Below are 18,147 nucleotides of genomic sequence, written 5' to 3' on the forward strand. Positions count from 1 at the left end.
CTTGATCGAAGTAGTCTCCGAAACCGGCAGCACCAGTGCCGATCTGCTGGCGCGACTGCGCTCAGGCGAGCGGCTCGCCGAAGGTGACTGGCTGGTCGCTGACCGGCAGAGTGCGGGTAAGGGCAGGCAAGGGCGCGCGTGGATCGATGCTCCGGGCAACTTCATGGGCTCCACTGTGGTGCGGCTTTACCCGCAGGATCCTTCACCCGCGACTTTGAGTCTGGTTGCTGCGCTGGCGGTGTATGAAGCCGTTCTGCCCCGCCTTGCGAATCCATCGGCCTTGCAACTCAAGTGGCCCAATGACCTCATGCTCGATCGTGCCAAGCTGAGCGGCATCCTGCTCGAACGCGAGGGAGACTATGCGGTGATCGGAATCGGCGTAAACCTCGCCGCCGCGCCACTGGTGGAGGGGCGTACGGTGGGATCGCTGGCCAGCAGCGGCCCTGCTCCTGCACGCGACGCCTTCGCCGCCGATCTGGCCGCGCAGATGGCCACCGAAGTGCGGCGCTGGCGCGAGTTCGGTATTGGGCCGATCCTCAACCGCTGGCGCGCCGCAGCACATCCACCGGGCACTTTGCTCACCCTCCAAGAGTCCGATGGCACGTCAACGCGCGGCACATTTGATTCAATCGGCGACGACGGCACGCTGCACCTGCGTTTGCCGGATGGCTCCACCCGTGCCATTCACGCGGGCGATGTAATGCTGGAGGATGGCTGATGCTGCTGGCGGTCGATGTCGGGAACACCAATGTCGTTTTCGCCCTGTTCGAGGGTGAGGATATGCGCGCCCGCTGGCGCATCGCCACCGACCCGCGCCGCACGGGTGATGAGTATGCCGTCTGGCTTATCCAGTTGCTGGCGATTGAGAAGATCGAGCGCGCCGCAATCGACCGGATCATCTTTTCGTCGGTTGTTCCGCGCGCCGATCATAACCTTACCGTGCTGGCGCAGAAGTATTTCGGCGTCGAGCCGCTGTTTGCCGGACAGGGCGCGGCGGCGTGGGATTTCGCCATCGATGTTGAGCAGCCGCACACGCTGGGGGCGGATCGCGCGGTGAATTGCATCGCGGCGCACGCGCTTGTGGGCGGGGACATGATCGTCGTCGATTTCGGCACGGCTACCAAGTTCGAAGTGGTCGATTACACCGGGGCCTACAAGGGCGGGATCATCGCGCCGGGCATCAACCTCTCGCTCGATGCGCTGGTGGGCAACACCGCCAAGCTGCCGCGCATCGCCATCCGCGCGCCCGACAGCGCCAGCGTGATCGGGCGCAATACCGAGGACCAGATGCTGATCGGGGTGTTCTGGGGCTACGTGGCGATGATGGAAGGGCTGATAGCGCGCATGAAAGCCGAAATAGCCCGCCCGGTAACGGTTGTAGCAACCGGCGGGCTCGCCATATTGTTCGATGAGAAAACCGACATTTTCGATCGGGTTGATGCCGATCTGACCATCCGCGGCCTGCAAATCCTTGCAGACCGGGTGGCCGCGCGGCCAGGAGCATAATGAAAAAAGATTTTACCCCGCAGGACGAACTGCTGTTTCTCGCGCTCGGTGGCAGCGGCGAGATCGGCATGAACGTCAATCTCTACGGTTGCCAGGGCAAGTGGCTGATGGTCGATCTCGGCATGAGCTTCGGCGCGAACGAGTATCCGGGCACCGAACTGATGTTCGCCGATCCGGAATTCATCGAGGACCGCGCAAAGGACCTGCTCGCCATCGTGTTGACCCACGGGCACGAGGACCATATCGGCGCGATCCCCTACTTCGCCGCCGATCTCGGCGTGCCGCTCTATGCAACGCCGTTCACCGCCGAACTGATCCGTCGCAAGCTGGACGAGGCCGGGCTGAGCCGGGCTGTCGAGCTGAACGTGATCGACGAGGATCACGGCAGCTTCAATATCGGCCCTTTCGGGATCACCTACCTACCGCTGGCGCACTCGATTGCCGAGGGTAACGCGCTGCTGATCGACACGCCGTACGGTCGCGTGTTCCATACCGGCGACTGGAAGCTGGATGAAGACCCTATCGTCGGCGTGCCCGCTACGGTGGCCGAACTCACCGCCATCGGTGACGAAGGCGTGCTGGCGATGGTGTGCGATTCAACAAATGTCTTCAATCCGGAGGCGTCGGGCAGCGAGGGCGCGGTCTATCGCGGGCTGCTGGAGGAAGTGGGCAACCACCGCGGCAAGCGTGTACTGGTGACGACCTTTGCTTCGAACGTCGCCCGGTTGCAGACATTGGGCGCGGTGGCGCAGGAAACCGGGCGGCGACTGTGCATTGCCGGGCGCTCGCTCGACCGGATCATCGAAGTCGCCAAGGGCAGCGGCTACCTGCGCGATTTCCCGGAGACGGTGGACTTCAACACTGCGATGGCCCTTCCGCGCGGTGAAGTCATGATCCTCGCCACCGGCGGCCAGGGCGAGCCGCGTGCGGCGTTGAGCCGTATCGCCGAGGAAAGTCACCAGATCGAACTGTCACAGGGCGACGTCGTATTGTTCTCCAGCCGTGTCATTCCCGGCAACGAGATTGCTATCGGGCGGGTGCAAAACATGCTCGCGACGCGCGGGATCGTGATGGTGAGCGACCGGCAGGCGGATATCCATGTGTCCGGCCATCCCGGCAGGCCGGAGCTGGAAGCGCTCTATGGTTGGCTGCGGCCGGATATTCTCGTCCCGGTGCACGGCGAAATCCGCCACATGCAGGAACAGGTGCGGGTGGGCCGTGCCGCCGGGATTGAGCACAACGTGTTCCAGAAGAACGGCGATATCATACGCTTGGCTCCCGGCGTCCCGTCCAAGCTGGCCGAGGTGCGCACCGGGAGGCTGGTGCTGGACGGCGATATCCTCGTGCCCTCCGATGGAGATGCGATCACCATGCGCCGCCGAATCTCCCGCGACGGGATGCTCTATGTGGTGCTGGACGGGCAGGGCGGGGTGCAGATCGACGGGATCGGCCTGCCGCTGGACGAGGACTACGACCTCTTCGTCGCCGAAGCGCAGGCCGATGTGGTGGCGGCGCTGGGCAAGCTGCAAAAGGGCCGCCGCGCCGATCCTGACGCGATCATGGAAGCCGCCCGGCTTGCCGCGCGAAAGGCCGCGCAGCGCTGGTCCGGCAAAAAGCCGCAGACGCGAGTGATAATGGTCGGCTAAGGACACCGCGATGAAGATCACCTCCATCGTTGCGATCTATGCCCTGTGCTGGGTGATGTGCGCCTTCCTGCTGCTCCCCTTCGGCGTGCGCACGGCAGACGAGGCGGGGGTCGAGAAAGTGCCGGGTCAGGCCGACAGCGCGCCGGTGGATTTCCGCCCCGGCAGGCTGGCCCTGCGCGCCACGGTGTTCGCGGCGGTCGTCTGCGGACTGTACGTGGCGAACTATGTCGAGGGTTGGGTGACGGTGGACGACATCAACATCTTTGGCACCCCGCCGGGATACTGAGCCTTATGTCCGCAGCCGGTCGATGGCCTGCGCCAACGCTACATAGAGCTTGCCCGCATCGCTGGATAGCAGGGTAACTGCCAGCGCATTGCCATCGCGGGTCGACAGCACTTCGCGCAGCATCGCTTCGAAATCGTGGATGAAGCGGTTCACGGTCTCGCGGAATTCGGCATCCTCGCCATAGATTTCCACCACCGCACGCGACTCCTGCCGATTGAGCAAGCGCACCGCGCGGCGGGTGAAAATCCCGCGGTCCCCGCGCAGATAATGCGCCCACTGCGTATCTGACACTTCGTTGTCGAAGGCCTTGGAGATATCGATCGAAGAAGAATTGAGCGATTCGGTTATCAGCGCGATGCGGCGCGAAAAATCGGTATCGATCCGCTCTTCGGTGCGTTCGCGGGCATAGGCGATGCGGCTCTCGAGATTGCCCGTCAACTCGTTCACCTTGGCCAGCTGATCGCGCAGCGCGACGGTCGTCCTGCGGCCCCGCTCGGCAGCCTGTGCGGCTGCGGCTTCGAGTTCGGCGATGGCGGCGGCGGCATCCTCGCGGATTGCCTCGGCCACCCGCTCTCGGCTCTGGCCGGCGATAGTCCCGGCGATTTCCTCAACCATCTCGCGCTGGTTGTCCCGCAGCCCCGCCAGAGCCTGCGTGGCCGAACCCGAAAGCACCTCGATTGCATTGCGCAATTCGTCGCCGGTGCGCTCGGCCAGCTTCCCGGTTTCGTCATTGAGCACAGCAATCTGGTTTTCCAGCGCGCGCAGATGCCCGATGGCGGAAACGCTGCCCTGCTCGGCCGAACCGACATGCATCGCCAGTGCCGCTCCGTGGCTTTCGGCGTCGGCTACCACACTTGCCAGCCGGGTCGCCTCATCGGCGAAATTGCTGAGCCGCGCCTCGGCGCTGCCTATGGCCTGAGCGAGCGAGCCTTGCGAATGTTCGGCGCTGGCACGAATGATTTCGAGCAGGCGCACGCCGTCATCGGTCAGCCGGGCGACATGAGCGCTGTTTTCTTCCAGTGCGGCACGGCTCAGTTCCAGCCGCTCGGCGAACTCCTGAGCTGCCATTCCCAGGCCGGTGCGGGCATCGTCGCCTTCGCAGGCGATGCGGCGCATATCGGCGTCGATCTCGGAGAGACGCTCGTAAAGGCCCTCGCTGCGTTTTGCCAGTTCTTCGACCAGCGCGACGTAATCCTCGCGCCGCTGCGCCAGTCGCTTCTCGAAGGCTGCAATCCGCGCTTCGAGTTCGGACAACTCTCGCTCTTCGTTGTGACGAATCGCAGCCCGCCTCTCGACAATATCCGCATCGAAGGACGCCAGACTTCCTGCAATCCGCGCTTCAGCCTCGCCTGCCTCCTGGGAGATAAGGGTTAGCCTATGTCGCGCCGATGAGAGGCCAGCCTCGTCAGCCCGGGCGATCTCGGCCAGGGCATCGGCCATCCGCGCTTCGAGTGCAGCTACAGCCGCGGACCACGCGGTGCGCGCCGATTCGTGGCCGTCCTGAAGCCGGGACAGCAAGGTTTCACCATCGCTGGAGAGCATCTCCAACCGAACCTGCAGGGCCGAAAGTGCTTCCTGCTCGGCTTCGCGTTGACCGGCCATGCGGACAGAAAGAGTGGAGGCGAGTTCGTCCGCGCGCAGGCGTAGTGAGGCAAAGGCGGCATCCTCGGATTCAACCATGTCGGTACGAAAAGCCTCGCTCACTTCGCGCAACTTGCCGAAGCGGGCCTGCGTCACTTCGCCAAGAGTTTCGATCTGCCGATCAAACGAATCGAGCGTTGCGCGCACCTTGTCGCCGATTTGCTCGACGTGCTTCTGCCCGGCTTCGCCGAACTCGTTCAGGCGGGCAAAACCATCCACCAGCCCGTCGATTTGCTGGTGCGCCACATTGCCGGCGTTGCCGATCTGGTTGCTCATGTCGCGCGCGGCATTGGTAAGCACCGGCAGTTGATCGCGCAGGCTTTCCATATTGGCGAGCGCGCCAGTGCTGACCTGGCCGATGGTTTCGACCTGGGCGCTGTTGTCCCGTATAAGACCCTGCAAACGATCGGCATTTTCGGAGAGACGCTCGCTCGCCACGCGACCCAGCGATTCCAGATCGCGCGATTGCGCGGCAATGAATTCGCGCGCCAGGCTCAGCTCGCGGTTGACCACGGTGAGCCGCGCTTCGAGCAGCGAAGATTCCTTTGCCAGCGCCCGCGCCGCGTCAGTAAATCGGTTGGCTTCACGGCGGCTGTTGCGCATTGCCAGTAGCCATACGCCGATTACCAGCAGTACCGGCATGGACCAGTTTGCGATCCAGCCGGTCCATGCTTCAGGCGTGGCTCCGGTGAGCATTTGCGGGCCGTGAACCCAGCCGAAAAAGCCGGTCCAGCCGAGGATCACGGCGATGGCTATAGCTGGTGTAACCCAGACCCCGCGCGGCGCGCTTGGCGCTTCCTCCGTCCATCCGCCTTCGCCGTATTCCGGTTCCCGATAGGCAGGTTCCTCGTGCGCGGCTTCGGCACAGTCCTCGTCCCGGCCAAACGTGGGTTCGCTGAGGGTGTCGGTTCCTTCCTCGAAGGACAGGAGGCTGCGGCGGCTGGTCATGTCGCTATACCTAACACAATGTAAAACGCTTGAAACCCCGTCTTAACCGGTTCTCCTCCATCAGGTGGGAATGGCTTATGCAAAGGGTGACTTCGAACTTGCTTTGACCGCTGCCGCTGGTGACGACGCCGCGTTGTTTGCGGAATTGCGCCGTGGCTTTGCCGAAAGCCTGGACGGTCAGATCGATCTCCTCCAGCGGGCGCGGTGCGATGGCAACTGGCGCACTGCCGCACAGCGCTTGCGTGGACTCGGGGCGAGTTTTCACGCAGGTGACCTGGTGTCGCTAGCGGAAGAGGCCCTGGAAGGTGCTCCCGGCGATCCGGTGGTGTTGCGCAAGCTGGGTGTTTTCGCCGCCCAATTCTCAGGGCAGTTCTCCGCCCACACCTGATCGCAGCTTGGCAGCACGGCTCCGCGCCCCTAGCTTGCGGGCTTGGGATCGTTGGCCGGGAGCCTGAAGTTTTTGCGCGCCGTACTTATCAGCCTGCCACAACCGGGGGAGGGCGCTCAGCCTTTGATAGCCGGCAAAAGCATCGCGCAACGGCAATTGCTGTTCGCGCGGGAATGCGGATGCTCAATGGTAATTGCACATGGCGGCGGAGCTTCGCCCGATGCAGTCGCCCTGCGGCACGCAGCAGAGCGCGCCGGAATGCGCTATCAGGCGATTTCGACCAGCCATGCCTTGCCCGGAGCCATCGGCGAAGCTGACACCTTGCTGGTGCTGCAACCCGGCCTGTTGCCGGAAGCGCGCGTGGCGCTCGACCTGCTGCGCGCGGAAGGGGATCGGGTCCTGGTCGTCTCCGCCGGACCGGGCACGGCTGCGGGGTTCGAGCGGATCGATCTTGACCGTGCATGGGGCGGGGCGCTGACCTTGCCGGGCACATGGCTGACGCGGCTCAACAGCTTGCCAGAGGACGTGGCTCCGCAAGCCGCGCTGCTCCGCATTGCCCTGCAACAGCGCCTGCCGGAGGCACGCCTGGCCGATGGCGTGCTGGATGACGGGCGCTGGGCAATCGTGTCCAACATGGAAGCCGCGCAGGTGCAGGAAAAGAGCTGGTTGCGCGCGACGCTGGGTGACGTGCAGCACTCTGCCCCCTCGCGCTGGCTGGCGCGGCAAGCAATCGGCCGGGCGGGGGCTTGGCTGAGTGAGCGTAGCTGGCCGCGACCTGCGTTGTTGGGGCTGGCTGCCCTGCTGTTGGGCGGAGGTTTGGCAAGCGCATGGTACGAAATGCCCGCGGCGGGCTTTGCGCTGGCGGCGCTGGCGGCTGTGATGCTCGAAGGTTTCCTCGCCTTGTCGAGACTCGCCGTGGCTCCGTTCGGCAAGGTCGGGAGACTGGTATGGTTGCGGCGCGCTGTCGATGCTGCACTTTTGGTCATCGGAGTGTTGGCGATCGACAGCCTGGCCCAGCGCGCGCTTTTCCCGCCTCTGGTGCTGGTACTTGCCTTACTGTTGCTGGACCGAAGCGTGGTGCGCCCCTTCATCGAACCTATAAGTGACAGAGCTATTCTCGCAGGCAGTATCGCGCTGCTCTCAGGCATAGTCTCGCCTGAAGTGGCGATCATGCTGGCGGCGCTGTTGGTGCTGGTCGCCATGCTGGTTCCGCGAGGAATCCAGCGCGGATAACGCGGAATTAACGCTGACCGGGTATTCCGCACGCATGAGCAAGCAGAGCCTTTCCGGGACCACGGCGGATTCGGTCGAAGGAGTCCTGCGCGAAGAGCTGGCTCATGGCGACGGCATCCTGGCCACGGCGCGCCCGATCCTGCGCCATTTGCTTGTAAATGACGGGCAGGGCCTGTTCAGCGATCAAGTCTTGGCCAGCGTGCGGGGAATGATGAACCACCTTGCCATCCAGTTGTTGCACGCACAGGCCGCACATGAGGATACGCAGGATCACGGAGCATTCGTGGGCGCGCGGGTTGATATGCTGGCGGCAGCCCTGCTGGATCGGGCTGCGCTACTTGGCCATGCCCATGCCCTCACAATCGAAGCCAACCTCAGCGATCGGTTGAGCCGTCGTAGTGGAATCGATGTCGTGCTTTCGCCGCTCTTGCAGGAACTGATGGCTGACAGAGACCCAGAAATATCCGGTCTGGCAATGCAAACGCTCGCGGCGCAAGCGCGGTTCATGCAGCAAGCTCGACGGATGGAACTGCCGCTAAGCGAATTACCCCAAGAATACTTCGATCTGATCTTAACCGTGTTCCGTGAAGTTTCGGCCGAAACTCTCGCTGACACGTCGGCAGCAGAGGCGACGCTGCGGGCTCAATACGATCCTGCTGCCTGCCGCGTGGCAAGAATGAGCCGACTTATCGGCGCTTTGGAGCGACGGGCAAAGCGTGCGCTGGAAATGGATCACGCAGGTGTAGCGATCTTCATCACCGCGCTGCACGTGGCATCAGGCCAACCGCGTGATATCGCCGTGCTCTCGCTGGGCGAGAACCAGGTCGCGCGCTTCGCATTGAGCCTTAGGGCGGCGGGTCTGGAACAGACAGCGGTGGAAGATCAGTTCCATTTCCTCCACCCGGACATAACGCTGCCCGAAGGATTCGATACTTTGCGAGCCGACCAGGCCGCAATCATGCTTGTCGATGCGCAACCTTGGGCGCTGCAATGATCCCGATGGGTGCCGCAAAAACCTATTCGGCCCGTGCGCGCACCGATGCCGATGACAGGCTCATCGAGGCGGAAGAACCGTTGGCGAGTTTTCATCTGCGCGCTGGCGGCGAATTGCCGGGGCCGATCGTCACCCCCGCGCTGCTTGAACTGGTGCGCAAAGCGCGCAAGAGCGGGAAACGCGTGGCGCGCGCGATCCGGGCGCAAGACTCGCTCGAAAGCATCTCCGCCTGGGCCGAAGTGGTGCCGGGCAAGGCGGGCACAATTGTCAACCTTACCACTTGGACCGCTCAGGAAATTCCGGCCCAGAATGCGGGCGACCGAAACGTGGGGCACCTGGCGCTGGTGCGGCACCTGGCCGGGCTTTTCGCGCGGCTCGATGCCAGCCAAGGGCTGCTCGCGGTAGACTGGACTGCCCCGGATATGGACGAACTGGGCGAAGCGATGATGGCGGGTGTTGGTCGCCCGTGGACCGATTTTGCCGTCCCCGAAGGCGACAATCACCGGCAGCCGTTGCACTGGCGCCTGCTTGATGGAGCGAAGGTTTCCGCAGCCGGATCGCAACGCGAATGGGCTGCGCGACTGGTTCCACTCGGTCGCGAGGATCCCGGCAGCGAAGGATTCGATCTCTATCTGGTGCCGGACCGACCACTGCCCGAGACGCAACCGAAACCATCGCGGAAGTCCGATCGTGGCAAGGGCATCGGCCGCGATATTGCGCCTGTGTTGCGTCAGCCGGTCAGCCGGATCATCGCCAATGCGGAAACAATCCGCACCCAGCTTGCCGGGCCATTGGCGGATGAATACAGCAATTACGCCGCCGATATCGCGTCAGCCGGGGAACATCTACTGGGGCTGATCGACGACCTTACCACCCTGGAAATGGTCGAAGATGAGGACTTCGCACCTGCTCCAGATCCCATCGATCTTGCCGATGTGGCGCGTCGTGCGGCGGGCATACTCGGTGTCCGGGCAAGGGATCGGGGGATCATTCTCGATGCGCCGAAGGATGGCGAGAGCGTGCCTGCGGTGGGCGAATTCCGCCGGACCCTGCAGGTCCTGCTCAATCTGGTCGGCAATGCCATCCGCTATTCGCCCGAAGGCGGGCGAGTGTGGATCAGAGTTGAACAGGCGGGCATGCGCGCGCGCATTACGGTCGCCGATCAGGGCGAAGGGCTGGATGCGGAAGAACAGGCGCGGGTGTTCGCCAAGTTCGAACGCCTTGGGCGGCAGGGCGATGGCGGTTCAGGCCTCGGCCTCTACATCTCGCGCCGCCTTGCCGAAGCGATGGGTGGTTCGCTCAGCGTGGAGAGCGCGAAAGGGCAGGGGGCCCGTTTCACGCTCGAACTGCCGGGCAATCTGGATGCGTAGCCAGAAGTTGTGAATCCCCGCAGAGGCGGGTTCCTCCTCGGAGGGAGCACCTTGCTCTCCTGAGGTCCCCGCCTCAGCAGGGAGCCACGAGAGTTTAGCGTTCGCTCACGGGAACATAATCGCGCTCGGTAGGCCCGGTATACAACTGCCGCGGGCGACCGATGACCTGGCCGGGATCAGAAATCATTTCGTTCCACTGCGCCACCCAGCCCACGGTGCGTGCCAGCGCGAACAGCGCGGTGAACATCGTAGTCGGGAAGCCGATGGCTGAAAGGATCACGCCGGAATAGAAATCGACGTTGGGGAAGAGCTTCTTCTCGATGAAATAGTCGTCGTTCAGCGCCATTTCCTCAAGCTGCAAGGCCGTTTCGAACACGGGATCCTTGACGTTCAGCGCATCGAACACTTCGCGCACCGTCTTCTGCATCACCGTCGCGCGCGGATCGTAGTTCTTGTACACCCGGTGACCGAAGCCCATCAGGCGGAACGGATCGTTCTTGTCCTTGGCCCGCTCCAGATAGTGCGGAATCCGGTCAGGGGTGCCGATTTCGCGCAACATGTTCAGCGCCGCCTCGTTCGCGCCGCCATGCGCAGGGCCCCACAGACAGGCGATGCCGGCGGAAATGCACGCGAACGGGTTCGCGCCCGACGAACCGGCGAGCCGCACGGTGGAGGTGGAAGCGTTCTGTTCGTGATCGGCGTGGAGGATGAAAATCCGGTCCATCGCCTTTTCCACCGCCGGGATCACTTCGTACTCCTCAGCCGGAACACCGAAGGTCATGCGCAGGAAATTGCCGGTATAGCTCAGCGAATTGAGCGGCTGCATGAAAGGCTGGCCGACCGAATACTTGTACGCCATTGCCGCAATCGTCGGCATCTTGGCGATCAGCCGGTGCGAGCTGATCTTGCGATGTTCCGGATCCGAGATGTCGGTGCTGTCATGATAGAAGGCGGAGAGCGCCCCGACTACGCCGCACATGATTGCCATGGGATGCGCATCGCGACGGAAACCGCGATAGAAGGTCGAAAGCTGCTCATGCAGCATTGTGTGGCGAGTGATGGTATAGGTGAAATCCTCGAGCTCGGCAGCGCTCGGCAGTTCGCCGTTCAGTAGAAGGTAGCTGACCTCCATGAAGCTGGATTGTTCGGCCAACTGGCCGATCGGATAGCCGCGATGCAAAAGCACGCCTTCATCGCCGTCGATAAAAGTCAGCGCGCTTTCGCAACTGGCGGTGGACTTGTAGCCCGGGTCGAACGTGAACTTACCCGTGGTGCCGTACAGCTTGCGGATGTCGATCACATCGGGCCCGCAACTTCCCTCCAACGTGGGGAAATCATAGCTTTCGCCGCCGACTGCCAGTGTTGCCTGCTTGTCCGCCAAGGGAAATCTCCTTCAAAAATCCAGTTAGGCCGCTGCCTGCGCGTCGATCCGCGCGAGGCTTTCCTCCCGTCCGAGGAGGACCAGCACATCGAAAATGCCGGGCGAGGTGGTTTGCCCTGTCAGTGCCGCGCGGAGCGGCTGCGCAAGTTTGCCGAGGCCCAGCCCCAGTTCTTCCGCATAGGCGTTAAGATTGGCCTCCAGCGCGGGCAAAGTCCAGTCCGTTTCACCGCGCAACCGGCTGGCGATTTCCGCCAGCATGGCGCGTGCAGCGTCGTCCAACAGGGCGGCGGCCTTGTCATCCAGCGCCAGCGGGCGAGTCTTGAACAGGAACGCGGCACCGTCCGCCAGTTCGTTCATGTCGCGCGCGCGGGTCTTCAGGACCGGCATTGCCTCAGTGAGCAGCGCGACATCGGCCCGCGGACCGATCAGGGCCGCTACCAACCCTGCCAGCCGGGCATCGTCAGCCGCGCGCAGGTAATGCCCGTTCATGTTGAGCAGCTTCTTCATGTCGAAACGGCTCGGCCCCTTGCCGACCGCGTCGATATCGAACAGCGCGATGGCTTCCTCGCGGGTGAATTCTTCCTGGTCGCCGTGGCCCCAACCCAGCCGCAGCAGGTAATTGAACAACGTTTCGGGCAGGATGCCCATGTCGCGATAATCGCGCACGCCGAGTGCACCGTGGCGCTTGGAAAGCTTGGCCCCGTCATTGCCGTGGATCAGCGGGACGTGGGCATAGATCGGTCGTTCCCAGCCGTCTTCCAGCCCCTGCATCGCGTCGATCACCTGGATCTGGCGGAAGGCATTGTTGAGATGATCGTCCCCGCGGATGATGTGGGTGCAGCCCATGTCGGCATCGTCCACCACCACGGCAAGCATATAGGTGGGGGTGCCGTCGCCGCGCAGGAGGATGAAATCGTCGATCTCGCGATTGTCCACTTTCACGCGGCCCTGCACCGCATCCTCGATTACCGTCTCGCCGCCTTCTGGCGTCTTGATACGGATGACATAGGGCGCGCCAGCGGGCGCCTCCGCCGGATCGCGGTCGCGCCAGCGGCCATCATAGCGCATCGGCTGCTTGGCAGCCCTTTGGGCTTCGCGCATTTCGGTCAATTCTTCGGGAGTGGCGAAACACTTGTAGGCGCGTCCGGCTTCGAGCAGCTTGTGCGCAATCTCGGCGTGGCGGCCTGCGCGTTCGCTCTGATACACGGTCTCGCCATCGAACTCGAGGCCGAGCCAGTCGAGCCCATCCAGGATCACGTCAATCGCTTCCTGCGTGCTGCGCGCTTTGTCGGTATCCTCGATACGCAAAAGCGCGCGGCCACCGTGGTGACGGGCGTAAAGCCAGGAAAACAGGCCCGTACGGGCATTGCCGATGTGCAGGAAGCCGGTTGGGCTGGGGGCAAAGCGCGTCACCACCGGGCGAGCGGCTTTGTCCCCTGTGCCTTCCGAACTTGCCATTGCCTGCGGTTTCCTGTCCATTATCCGTGATGGCAGCGCGTCCGCCGGTACTGGTCCCGCTGGGGGGAGACGAGCGCGATGCTGCGATGCAGCAGACGCCTTGGCGAAAGCGTGCCTCTTTGTCCAGTCTGACCGATGCGGCAGACGCATTTCTCGCCCGCGCGGGATTTGATCGCGGCCCCTGGATCGCGGCCTTGCTGGCAGCGGGGATCGCGGCGTGGTTCGTGCTGCCCGATGCGGCGGGCTGGATTGCTTCGATTGCGCTCGGCCTGCTGACGGCGTCGGGGGCATTGGCACTGTGGAAGGGGCGGGAAGATCGCGCGCATCTGGTGATCGCGCTGGTCACTTGCGGGCTGGTGTTCGCCTTCGGCGTCGCCTTGATCTGGGTGCGCTCGGAAGTGGCGGGTGCAGCGGCATTCGAGCGACCGCTTTCGGCCGTGATCGAAGGGCGGGTGCTGGAGCGGATCGAGCAGCCCGCGCAAGACCGGATCCGGCTGGTGTTGGCGATCCGCAGTCCGGAGGATGGCGAGCCGGTACGGGTGCGGGTGAACGTGCCGCTAGATCAGGCGAGCGCCGCGATGGGCGAGGGCGCACTGGTACGGGCACAGGCGCGGCTGATGCCGCCGTCGTCGCCGATGCTGCCGGGAGGATACGACTTCGCGCGCACCGCCTGGTTCGAGGGGCTTGCGGCCACGGGCAGCTTGCAGGGCGAGATCGAAGTGCTCGAACCTGCGCTGCCGAGAGAAGCGCTGATCGCCAGCGTGCAGCGGCAGCTCTCGGCGCACGTTAGGGGCGAGCTGGATGGATCGGCGGGGGCTATTGCGGCGGCCTTTGCCAGCGGTGATCGTGGGGCCATTTCCGTCGCCGATGAAGATGCGATGCGCGATTCCGGGCTGACGCATTTGCTCTCGATCAGCGGTCTGCATGTCAGTGCACTGATTGGCGCGACTTATCTACTGGCGATCAAGCTGCTGGCCTTGTGGCCGTGGCTTGTGTTGCGAGTGCGGCTTCCGGTGGTAGCAGCAGGAATCGCCGCGCTCGCGGGTATCGGCTATACCCTGTTGACGGGAGCCGAGGTGCCGACCGTGCGCAGTTGCATCGGCGCGCTGCTGGTGCTTGTGGCGCTGGCAATCGGTCGCGAACCGCTGTCTATGCGGATGGTGGCGGTGGCGGTGGCCGGGGTGCTGCTGGTCTGGCCCGAAAGCGTGGTCGGGCCGAGCTTCCAGATGAGCTTTTCTGCAGTGATCGCAATCATTGCGCTTCACACGGCAGAGCCGGTGAAGCGCTTTCTGGCGGCGCGGGAGGAGAGCTGGCTGGCGCGCGGAGGGCGGCGGCTGGCGATGTTGCTGCTTACGGGCGTGGTGATCGAGCTGGCACTGATGCCAATCGTGCTGTTCCACTTCCACCGCGCCGGACTCTACGGGGCGCTGGCCAATGTGGTGGCGATTCCACTGGTGACCTTTGTCTCCATGCCGCTGATCGCGCTGGCGCTGCTGTTCGATCTGGCGGGGGCGGGGGCACCCTTGTGGTGGCTTGCGGGAGGCTCGCTCGATCTGCTGGTGTGGATTGCACATTTCACGGCCGGGCAGCCGGGAGCGGTGAAGCTGGTGCCGCAGATGACGCTGGGCACGGTGGCGCTGTTCGTAGCGGGTGGACTATGGCTGGCGTTGTGGCGCGGGAAGGCACGACTGCTCGGGCTTGTGCTCCCTACCTTCGGGAGCATTGTGCTGTTGCTCACGCCTGTTCCCGATGTGTTGATCTCAGGAGACGGGCGGCATGTGGGGATCGTCGGCGAAGACGAGCGACTGCTGGTACTGCGCGATACCGACAGCGAGTTCACACGCGACAACCTGCTCGAACTGGCGGGAGTGGAGGGCGATCCGGTGCCGCTGGCCGAATGGCCGGGGGCAGATTGCAGTCGCGATTTCTGTGCCATTACCCTGACGCGCGGTGGGCGCGACTGGCACCTGCTGCTCGCCCGCAGTCGCGATGCTGTGGAGGAGCGTGCACTCGCCGCCGCCTGTGAACGCGCTGACATCGTTGTTGCCGACCGCTGGTTGCCGCGAAGCTGCGAGCCGCGCTGGTTGAAGGCCGACCGGCGGATGCTGGAGGAAAGCGGCGGACTGGCGCTGGTGCTCGACGGGCCTTCGATACGCAGCGTTGTCGAGGGGCAGGGCGAGCATGGCTGGTGGCGCGGGCGGCGGGGGGATTAGACCCAGACCACCCGCGCCAACCCTGGCTCAATGATAGCGGCGCAGCAGCCCTGCTAGCTTGCCTTGTACCTTCACCTGGCTGTCGGCATAGATCTGCGGATCGTGCGACGAATTGGCCGGATCGAGCCGGATCTTGCCACTTTCGTGGTAGAGGTACTTCAGCGTCGCTTCTTCGTCGTTGATCAGCGCCACCACAATATCCCCGTCGCGCGCGGTGTCTGCCTTGCGCACCAGCGCATAATCGCCGTCGAAAATGCCTGCCTCGATCATCGAGTCGCCAGATACCTCGAGCGCGTAGTGATCACCGGGGCCGAGCAGGGCGGCCGGTACTGGCAGCGATCTGTCGGACTCCAAAGCCTCGAGCGGCAGACCGGCGGCGATCTTGCCGTGCAGCGGGATTTCGATCACATCGTTGGCAGGTTCGCGAACCGCAGCAGGCGGAGCAACCACTTTGGCGACCGGATCGTTCGCCATGTTCTCCGGCATTTTCACCACTTCCAGCGCGCGCGCCCGGTTGGCCAGTCGGCGGATGAAGCCGCGTTCCTCGAGTGCCGAAATCAGCCGGTGGACGCCGGACTTGCTCTTCAGATCGAGCGCTTCCTTCATTTCCTCGAAGCTGGGCGAAATGCCCGATGCTTCAAGCCTGCGGTTGATGAAAAGCAGCAATTCGTGTTGTTTGGCAGTCAACATCGGCCAGTTCCTCACACAAATGTTCCACTTTGGGAACGAATAAGGAACAAGTATGAAACAGATTCGCGCAAGTCAAGCGATACCGCCATTCTGGAGCGGAAATACCTCGACCGTGTCGCCGACCGAGGCTGCGGCGGCCCCTGCCCGCCGGGCGATCAGGGCGTTGGCAGCGGCTAGTGAGCGGAGCGCACTGCTGTCGCGCTGATCGTATGGGAGCACGCCTCCGGGTTCCAGGGAGGCCCGGTAGAACTCGGTGCGCGGGCCGGTCTCGGGCAAGACTCCGCCCAGAGGCAGGAGAATGGATTTGGGCAGCGGATTGCCCGCGCCCGCCAGATTGCGCAGCAGCGGCAGCAGGAACAGGAACGCGGTGACGTAGCTCGATACCGGATTGCCCGGTAGTCCAAGCACCAGCGTAGTCCCCTTGCGAGCCACCAGCAGCGGCTTTCCCGGCCTCAGCGCAATCCGCCAGAAATCTATTGTCGCGCCCCATGCTTCCAGCGCCGGGCGCACCAGGTCGTGATCGCCCACCGATGCGCCGCCGCTGGTGACAATGACATCGGCGTCCCCCGTCTGTTCGAAGGCAGCAACCAGCGCCTCCAGCCGGTCCGCCACCGGGCCGATCCGGCGACACTCGCCCACGAACGGCGCAGCCATTGTGGCAAGCATCGGCCCGTTGCTGGCAGGGATCTGATGGCCGAGTGCCTGCGCCGGATCGCTGGCGAGTTCGTCCCCGCTGTCGATCACGCAGAGGCTAGCGCGCCTTCCGACCGGCAATTCCCCATGCCCGCTGCCGATTGCAAGCGCGAGTTGCGCGGGGCCGATTCGGCTTCCGGCTTCCAGCAGCAGATCGCCCTCCGCAAAATCGAACCCCTTGCGGCGGATATGCCGCGGCGTCGCGCTGTCGCTGCCGGACAGCCGCAGTGTCCCGCCGTCAAGGATCGCATCTTCCTGCAACAGCACCGCGCCGCCACCTGAAGGCATCATCGCGCCGGTGGAGATACGCACCGCCTCGCGCGGCGCGAGCGTTCCTGCAAACGGATGCCCTGCCGCACTTTCTCCGATCACGCGCCATGGGCCGGAGAGGTCCGCCTCGCCCACCGCATAGCCGTCCATCGCCGAAAGGTCCGCCGCAGGCTGGGTGCGCCGGGCCAGCAGCGGCTCGGCGAGGTAGTGTCCAACCGCCTCCTCGACTGGCACGATTGCGCTGCCCAGCGGTTTGGCCAGCGCCAGCAGGCGCGCCTGCGCCTCTTCCAGCGGGATCAGCGGCTTCGGGTTCACGCGGGTAGCGGGTCGGCGTGCCAGTCGCCGCTCTTGCCGCCGGTCTTTTCCAGCAGCCGCACCTGTTCGATCACCATGCCCTTTTCCAGCGCCTTGGCCATGTCGTAGATCGTCAGCAGCGCCACGGAGGCGGCTGTGAGGGCTTCCATTTCCACCCCGGTCTTGCCCGTCAGACTGGCGCGGGCGGTGACGGCCACGCCGCCATCCTCGAAAGTGAAATCGACCGTGACGCTGTCGAGCGCGAGAGGGTGGCACAGCGGGATCAGTTCTCCGGTCCGCTTGGCCGCCATGATTCCCGCTATTCGCGCCGTCGCCAGCACGTCCCCCTTGGGCCCACTGCCATCCCGCACGGCCGCTAGCGTGGCGGAAGACATGGTAATGCGACCGCTGGCCGTGGCACTGCGCGCCGTTTCCAGCTTGGCACCGACATCGACCATCCGCGCCGCGCCAGTTTCGTCAAGATGGGTCAGGCTGCTCATGCGACGGCCATGCCAAACGAGGGCGTGTTGGAAGACATGGACCGGGTGTTACACGGTTCAAAGGAAGAAAAACGCCCTGCCGCGCGAGGGGCGCGGGCAGGGCGGTTTGCTGACGAGTGCGGGCAAGTGCGGCAGTTCATTCCCGCCCCTTGCCACAGTCACGTGGCGTAGGACAGACCCGGCTCAGTCGCGCAGGTCGGCCGGGACCCGGCCACCGGCGGCGGCGAGCTTGTTCATCACCTGCTTGTGCAGCCAGATGTTTTCCTCGGCCTTGCCCGAATAGTCGGTGTCGCCCAGCTCTGTCGCCAGTTCCTTGCGGTTCTCGTAGGTCGGATCGAGCCCGACCAGCTTCATCAGGTCGACGATCGACGTACGCCAGTTGAGCTTGTCCGCCCCTTCCTTCGCATCGAGCCGGGCTTCGATGTCGACTTCGGTAATCGCCTTGGTCGAAGCGGCCCCGAAGCCGGACTTGGCCGCGGGCGGCGTGGCGGTAGCGGGCCTGGCAGCGGGCGCAGGCGCAGCGGCCTTGGCTTCTTCCGCTTCGTCGTCCCCGAAAATCGCGTTCTTGATCGAGCCGAAAATACCCATGACATTCCCCTTATTTGCTGATGGCCGGCTGGCCGATACAACATCTAA

The 18,147-nt window shown here is 64.1% G+C and carries 16 protein-coding genes; 9 read left to right on the top strand and 7 right to left on the bottom strand.

Features of this window, described 5'->3' with window-relative positions; translation table 11 throughout:
• The first annotated feature begins 1 nt into the window (after position 1).
• From JY451_13555 to JY451_13570, 4 genes are read left to right on the top strand one after another with little or no spacing between them, the layout of a single operon-like run.
• Positions 2-718, top strand: coding sequence for a biotin--[acetyl-CoA-carboxylase] ligase (locus JY451_13555; protein ID QZH74669.1), 717 nt, complete (start codon positions 2-4; stop codon positions 716-718).
• The gene (locus tag JY451_13560; protein ID QZH74670.1) at positions 718-1,506 is read left to right on the top strand and encodes a type III pantothenate kinase; all 789 of its coding nucleotides are present in this window, start codon (positions 718-720) and stop codon (positions 1,504-1,506) included. The genes JY451_13555 and JY451_13560 overlap by 1 nt, the downstream gene beginning before the upstream one ends.
• Positions 1,506-3,152 (top strand): ribonuclease J, encoded by a 1,647-nt coding sequence (locus JY451_13565; GenBank protein ID QZH74671.1) that lies wholly within the window; start codon positions 1,506-1,508, stop codon positions 3,150-3,152. The genes JY451_13560 and JY451_13565 overlap by 1 nt, the downstream gene beginning before the upstream one ends.
• Positions 3,153-3,162: 10 nt before the next feature.
• On the top strand, positions 3,163-3,438 hold the full coding sequence (locus JY451_13570) for a DUF1467 family protein (GenBank protein QZH74672.1): 276 nt from the start codon (positions 3,163-3,165) through the stop codon (positions 3,436-3,438).
• Positions 3,439-3,441: 3 nt separating this feature from the next.
• On the opposite strand, the gene JY451_13575 is transcribed toward JY451_13570, so the two are convergent.
• A complete protein-coding gene (locus tag JY451_13575; GenBank protein ID QZH74673.1) occupies positions 3,442-6,027 on the bottom strand; it encodes an ATPase in 2,586 nt (861 codons plus the stop codon).
• Positions 6,028-6,097: 70 nt separating this feature from the next.
• Here JY451_13575 and JY451_13580 point away from each other — a divergent pair, with 70 nt between their 5' ends.
• The 4 genes from JY451_13580 (at position 6,098) to JY451_13595 (ending at position 10,012) form a co-directional block, all read left to right on the top strand.
• On the top strand, positions 6,098-6,415 hold the full coding sequence (locus JY451_13580; GenBank protein ID QZH74674.1) for an Hpt domain-containing protein: 318 nt from the start codon (positions 6,098-6,100) through the stop codon (positions 6,413-6,415).
• A 186-nt stretch (positions 6,416-6,601) separates the two neighbouring features.
• Positions 6,602-7,648 (top strand): hypothetical protein, encoded by a 1,047-nt coding sequence (locus tag JY451_13585; GenBank protein ID QZH74675.1) that lies wholly within the window; start codon positions 6,602-6,604, stop codon positions 7,646-7,648.
• A gap of 34 nt (positions 7,649-7,682) precedes the next feature.
• Positions 7,683-8,642 (top strand): hypothetical protein, encoded by a 960-nt coding sequence (locus JY451_13590; protein ID QZH74676.1) that lies wholly within the window; start codon positions 7,683-7,685, stop codon positions 8,640-8,642.
• 5 nt (positions 8,643-8,647) lie between these two features.
• A complete protein-coding gene (locus tag JY451_13595) occupies positions 8,648-10,012 on the top strand; it encodes a HAMP domain-containing histidine kinase (protein QZH74677.1) in 1,365 nt (454 codons plus the stop codon).
• Between the two features lie 94 nt (positions 10,013-10,106).
• Here JY451_13595 and JY451_13600 read toward each other — a convergent pair whose 3' ends face one another.
• Both JY451_13600 and JY451_13605 read right to left on the bottom strand, forming a co-directional pair.
• Positions 10,107-11,393: a citrate synthase gene (locus tag JY451_13600; protein QZH74678.1), complete on the bottom strand. Its 1,287-nt coding sequence runs from the start codon at positions 11,391-11,393 to the stop codon at positions 10,107-10,109.
• A gap of 24 nt (positions 11,394-11,417) precedes the next feature.
• Positions 11,418-12,872 (bottom strand): glutamate--tRNA ligase, encoded by a 1,455-nt coding sequence (locus JY451_13605; GenBank protein QZH74679.1) that lies wholly within the window; start codon positions 12,870-12,872, stop codon positions 11,418-11,420.
• Between the two features lie 8 nt (positions 12,873-12,880).
• Between JY451_13605 and JY451_13610 the strand changes: the two genes are divergently transcribed.
• On the top strand, positions 12,881-15,064 hold the full coding sequence (locus JY451_13610) for a ComEC/Rec2 family competence protein (GenBank protein ID QZH74680.1): 2,184 nt from the start codon (positions 12,881-12,883) through the stop codon (positions 15,062-15,064).
• A gap of 27 nt (positions 15,065-15,091) precedes the next feature.
• On the opposite strand, the gene lexA is transcribed toward JY451_13610, so the two are convergent.
• The 4 genes from lexA to JY451_13630 all read right to left on the bottom strand — a co-directional run bounded on the left by lexA (position 15,092) and on the right by JY451_13630 (position 18,099).
• A complete protein-coding gene (lexA, locus tag JY451_13615) occupies positions 15,092-15,754 on the bottom strand; it encodes a transcriptional repressor LexA (GenBank protein QZH74681.1) in 663 nt (220 codons plus the stop codon).
• Positions 15,755-15,826: 72 nt separating this feature from the next.
• Positions 15,827-17,032, bottom strand: a complete 1,206-nt coding sequence (locus tag JY451_13620) for a molybdopterin molybdotransferase MoeA (protein QZH74682.1) — start codon at positions 17,030-17,032, stop codon at positions 15,827-15,829.
• Positions 17,029-17,511: a cyclic pyranopterin monophosphate synthase MoaC gene (moaC, locus tag JY451_13625; GenBank protein QZH74683.1), complete on the bottom strand. Its 483-nt coding sequence runs from the start codon at positions 17,509-17,511 to the stop codon at positions 17,029-17,031. The genes JY451_13620 and moaC overlap by 4 nt, the downstream gene beginning before the upstream one ends.
• Positions 17,512-17,694: 183 nt before the next feature.
• Positions 17,695-18,099, bottom strand: a complete 405-nt coding sequence (locus JY451_13630) for a DUF3597 domain-containing protein (protein QZH74684.1) — start codon at positions 18,097-18,099, stop codon at positions 17,695-17,697.
• Positions 18,100-18,147: the final 48 nt, after the last annotated feature.

Source organism: Erythrobacter sp. (assembly GCA_019739335.1).
Taxonomy (GTDB): Bacteria; Pseudomonadota; Alphaproteobacteria; order Sphingomonadales; family Sphingomonadaceae; genus Alteraurantiacibacter.

Bases quoted from the DNA above. Each gene is read 5' to 3' on its own strand.
- moaC (QZH74683.1), bottom strand. From the start codon at position 17,511: ATGAGCAGCCTGACCCATCTTGACGAAACTGGCGCGGCGCGGATGGTC.
- JY451_13575 (QZH74673.1), bottom strand. From the start codon at position 6,027: ATGACCAGCCGCCGCAGCCTCCTGTCCTTCGAGGAAGGAACCGACACC.
- JY451_13630 (QZH74684.1), bottom strand. From the start codon at position 18,099: ATGGGTATTTTCGGCTCGATCAAGAACGCGATTTTCGGGGACGACGAA.
- lexA (QZH74681.1), bottom strand. From the start codon at position 15,754: ATGTTGACTGCCAAACAACACGAATTGCTGCTTTTCATCAACCGCAGG.
- JY451_13590 (QZH74676.1), top strand. From the start codon at position 7,683: ATGAGCAAGCAGAGCCTTTCCGGGACCACGGCGGATTCGGTCGAAGGA.
- JY451_13580 (QZH74674.1), top strand. From the start codon at position 6,098: ATGGCTTATGCAAAGGGTGACTTCGAACTTGCTTTGACCGCTGCCGCT.
- JY451_13565 (QZH74671.1), top strand. From the start codon at position 1,506: ATGAAAAAAGATTTTACCCCGCAGGACGAACTGCTGTTTCTCGCGCTC.
- JY451_13595 (QZH74677.1), top strand. From the start codon at position 8,648: ATGGGTGCCGCAAAAACCTATTCGGCCCGTGCGCGCACCGATGCCGAT.
- JY451_13605 (QZH74679.1), bottom strand. From the start codon at position 12,872: ATGGACAGGAAACCGCAGGCAATGGCAAGTTCGGAAGGCACAGGGGAC.
- JY451_13570 (QZH74672.1), top strand. From the start codon at position 3,163: ATGAAGATCACCTCCATCGTTGCGATCTATGCCCTGTGCTGGGTGATG.
- JY451_13560 (QZH74670.1), top strand. From the start codon at position 718: ATGCTGCTGGCGGTCGATGTCGGGAACACCAATGTCGTTTTCGCCCTG.
- JY451_13610 (QZH74680.1), top strand. From the start codon at position 12,881: ATGGCAGCGCGTCCGCCGGTACTGGTCCCGCTGGGGGGAGACGAGCGC.
- JY451_13585 (QZH74675.1), top strand. From the start codon at position 6,602: ATGGTAATTGCACATGGCGGCGGAGCTTCGCCCGATGCAGTCGCCCTG.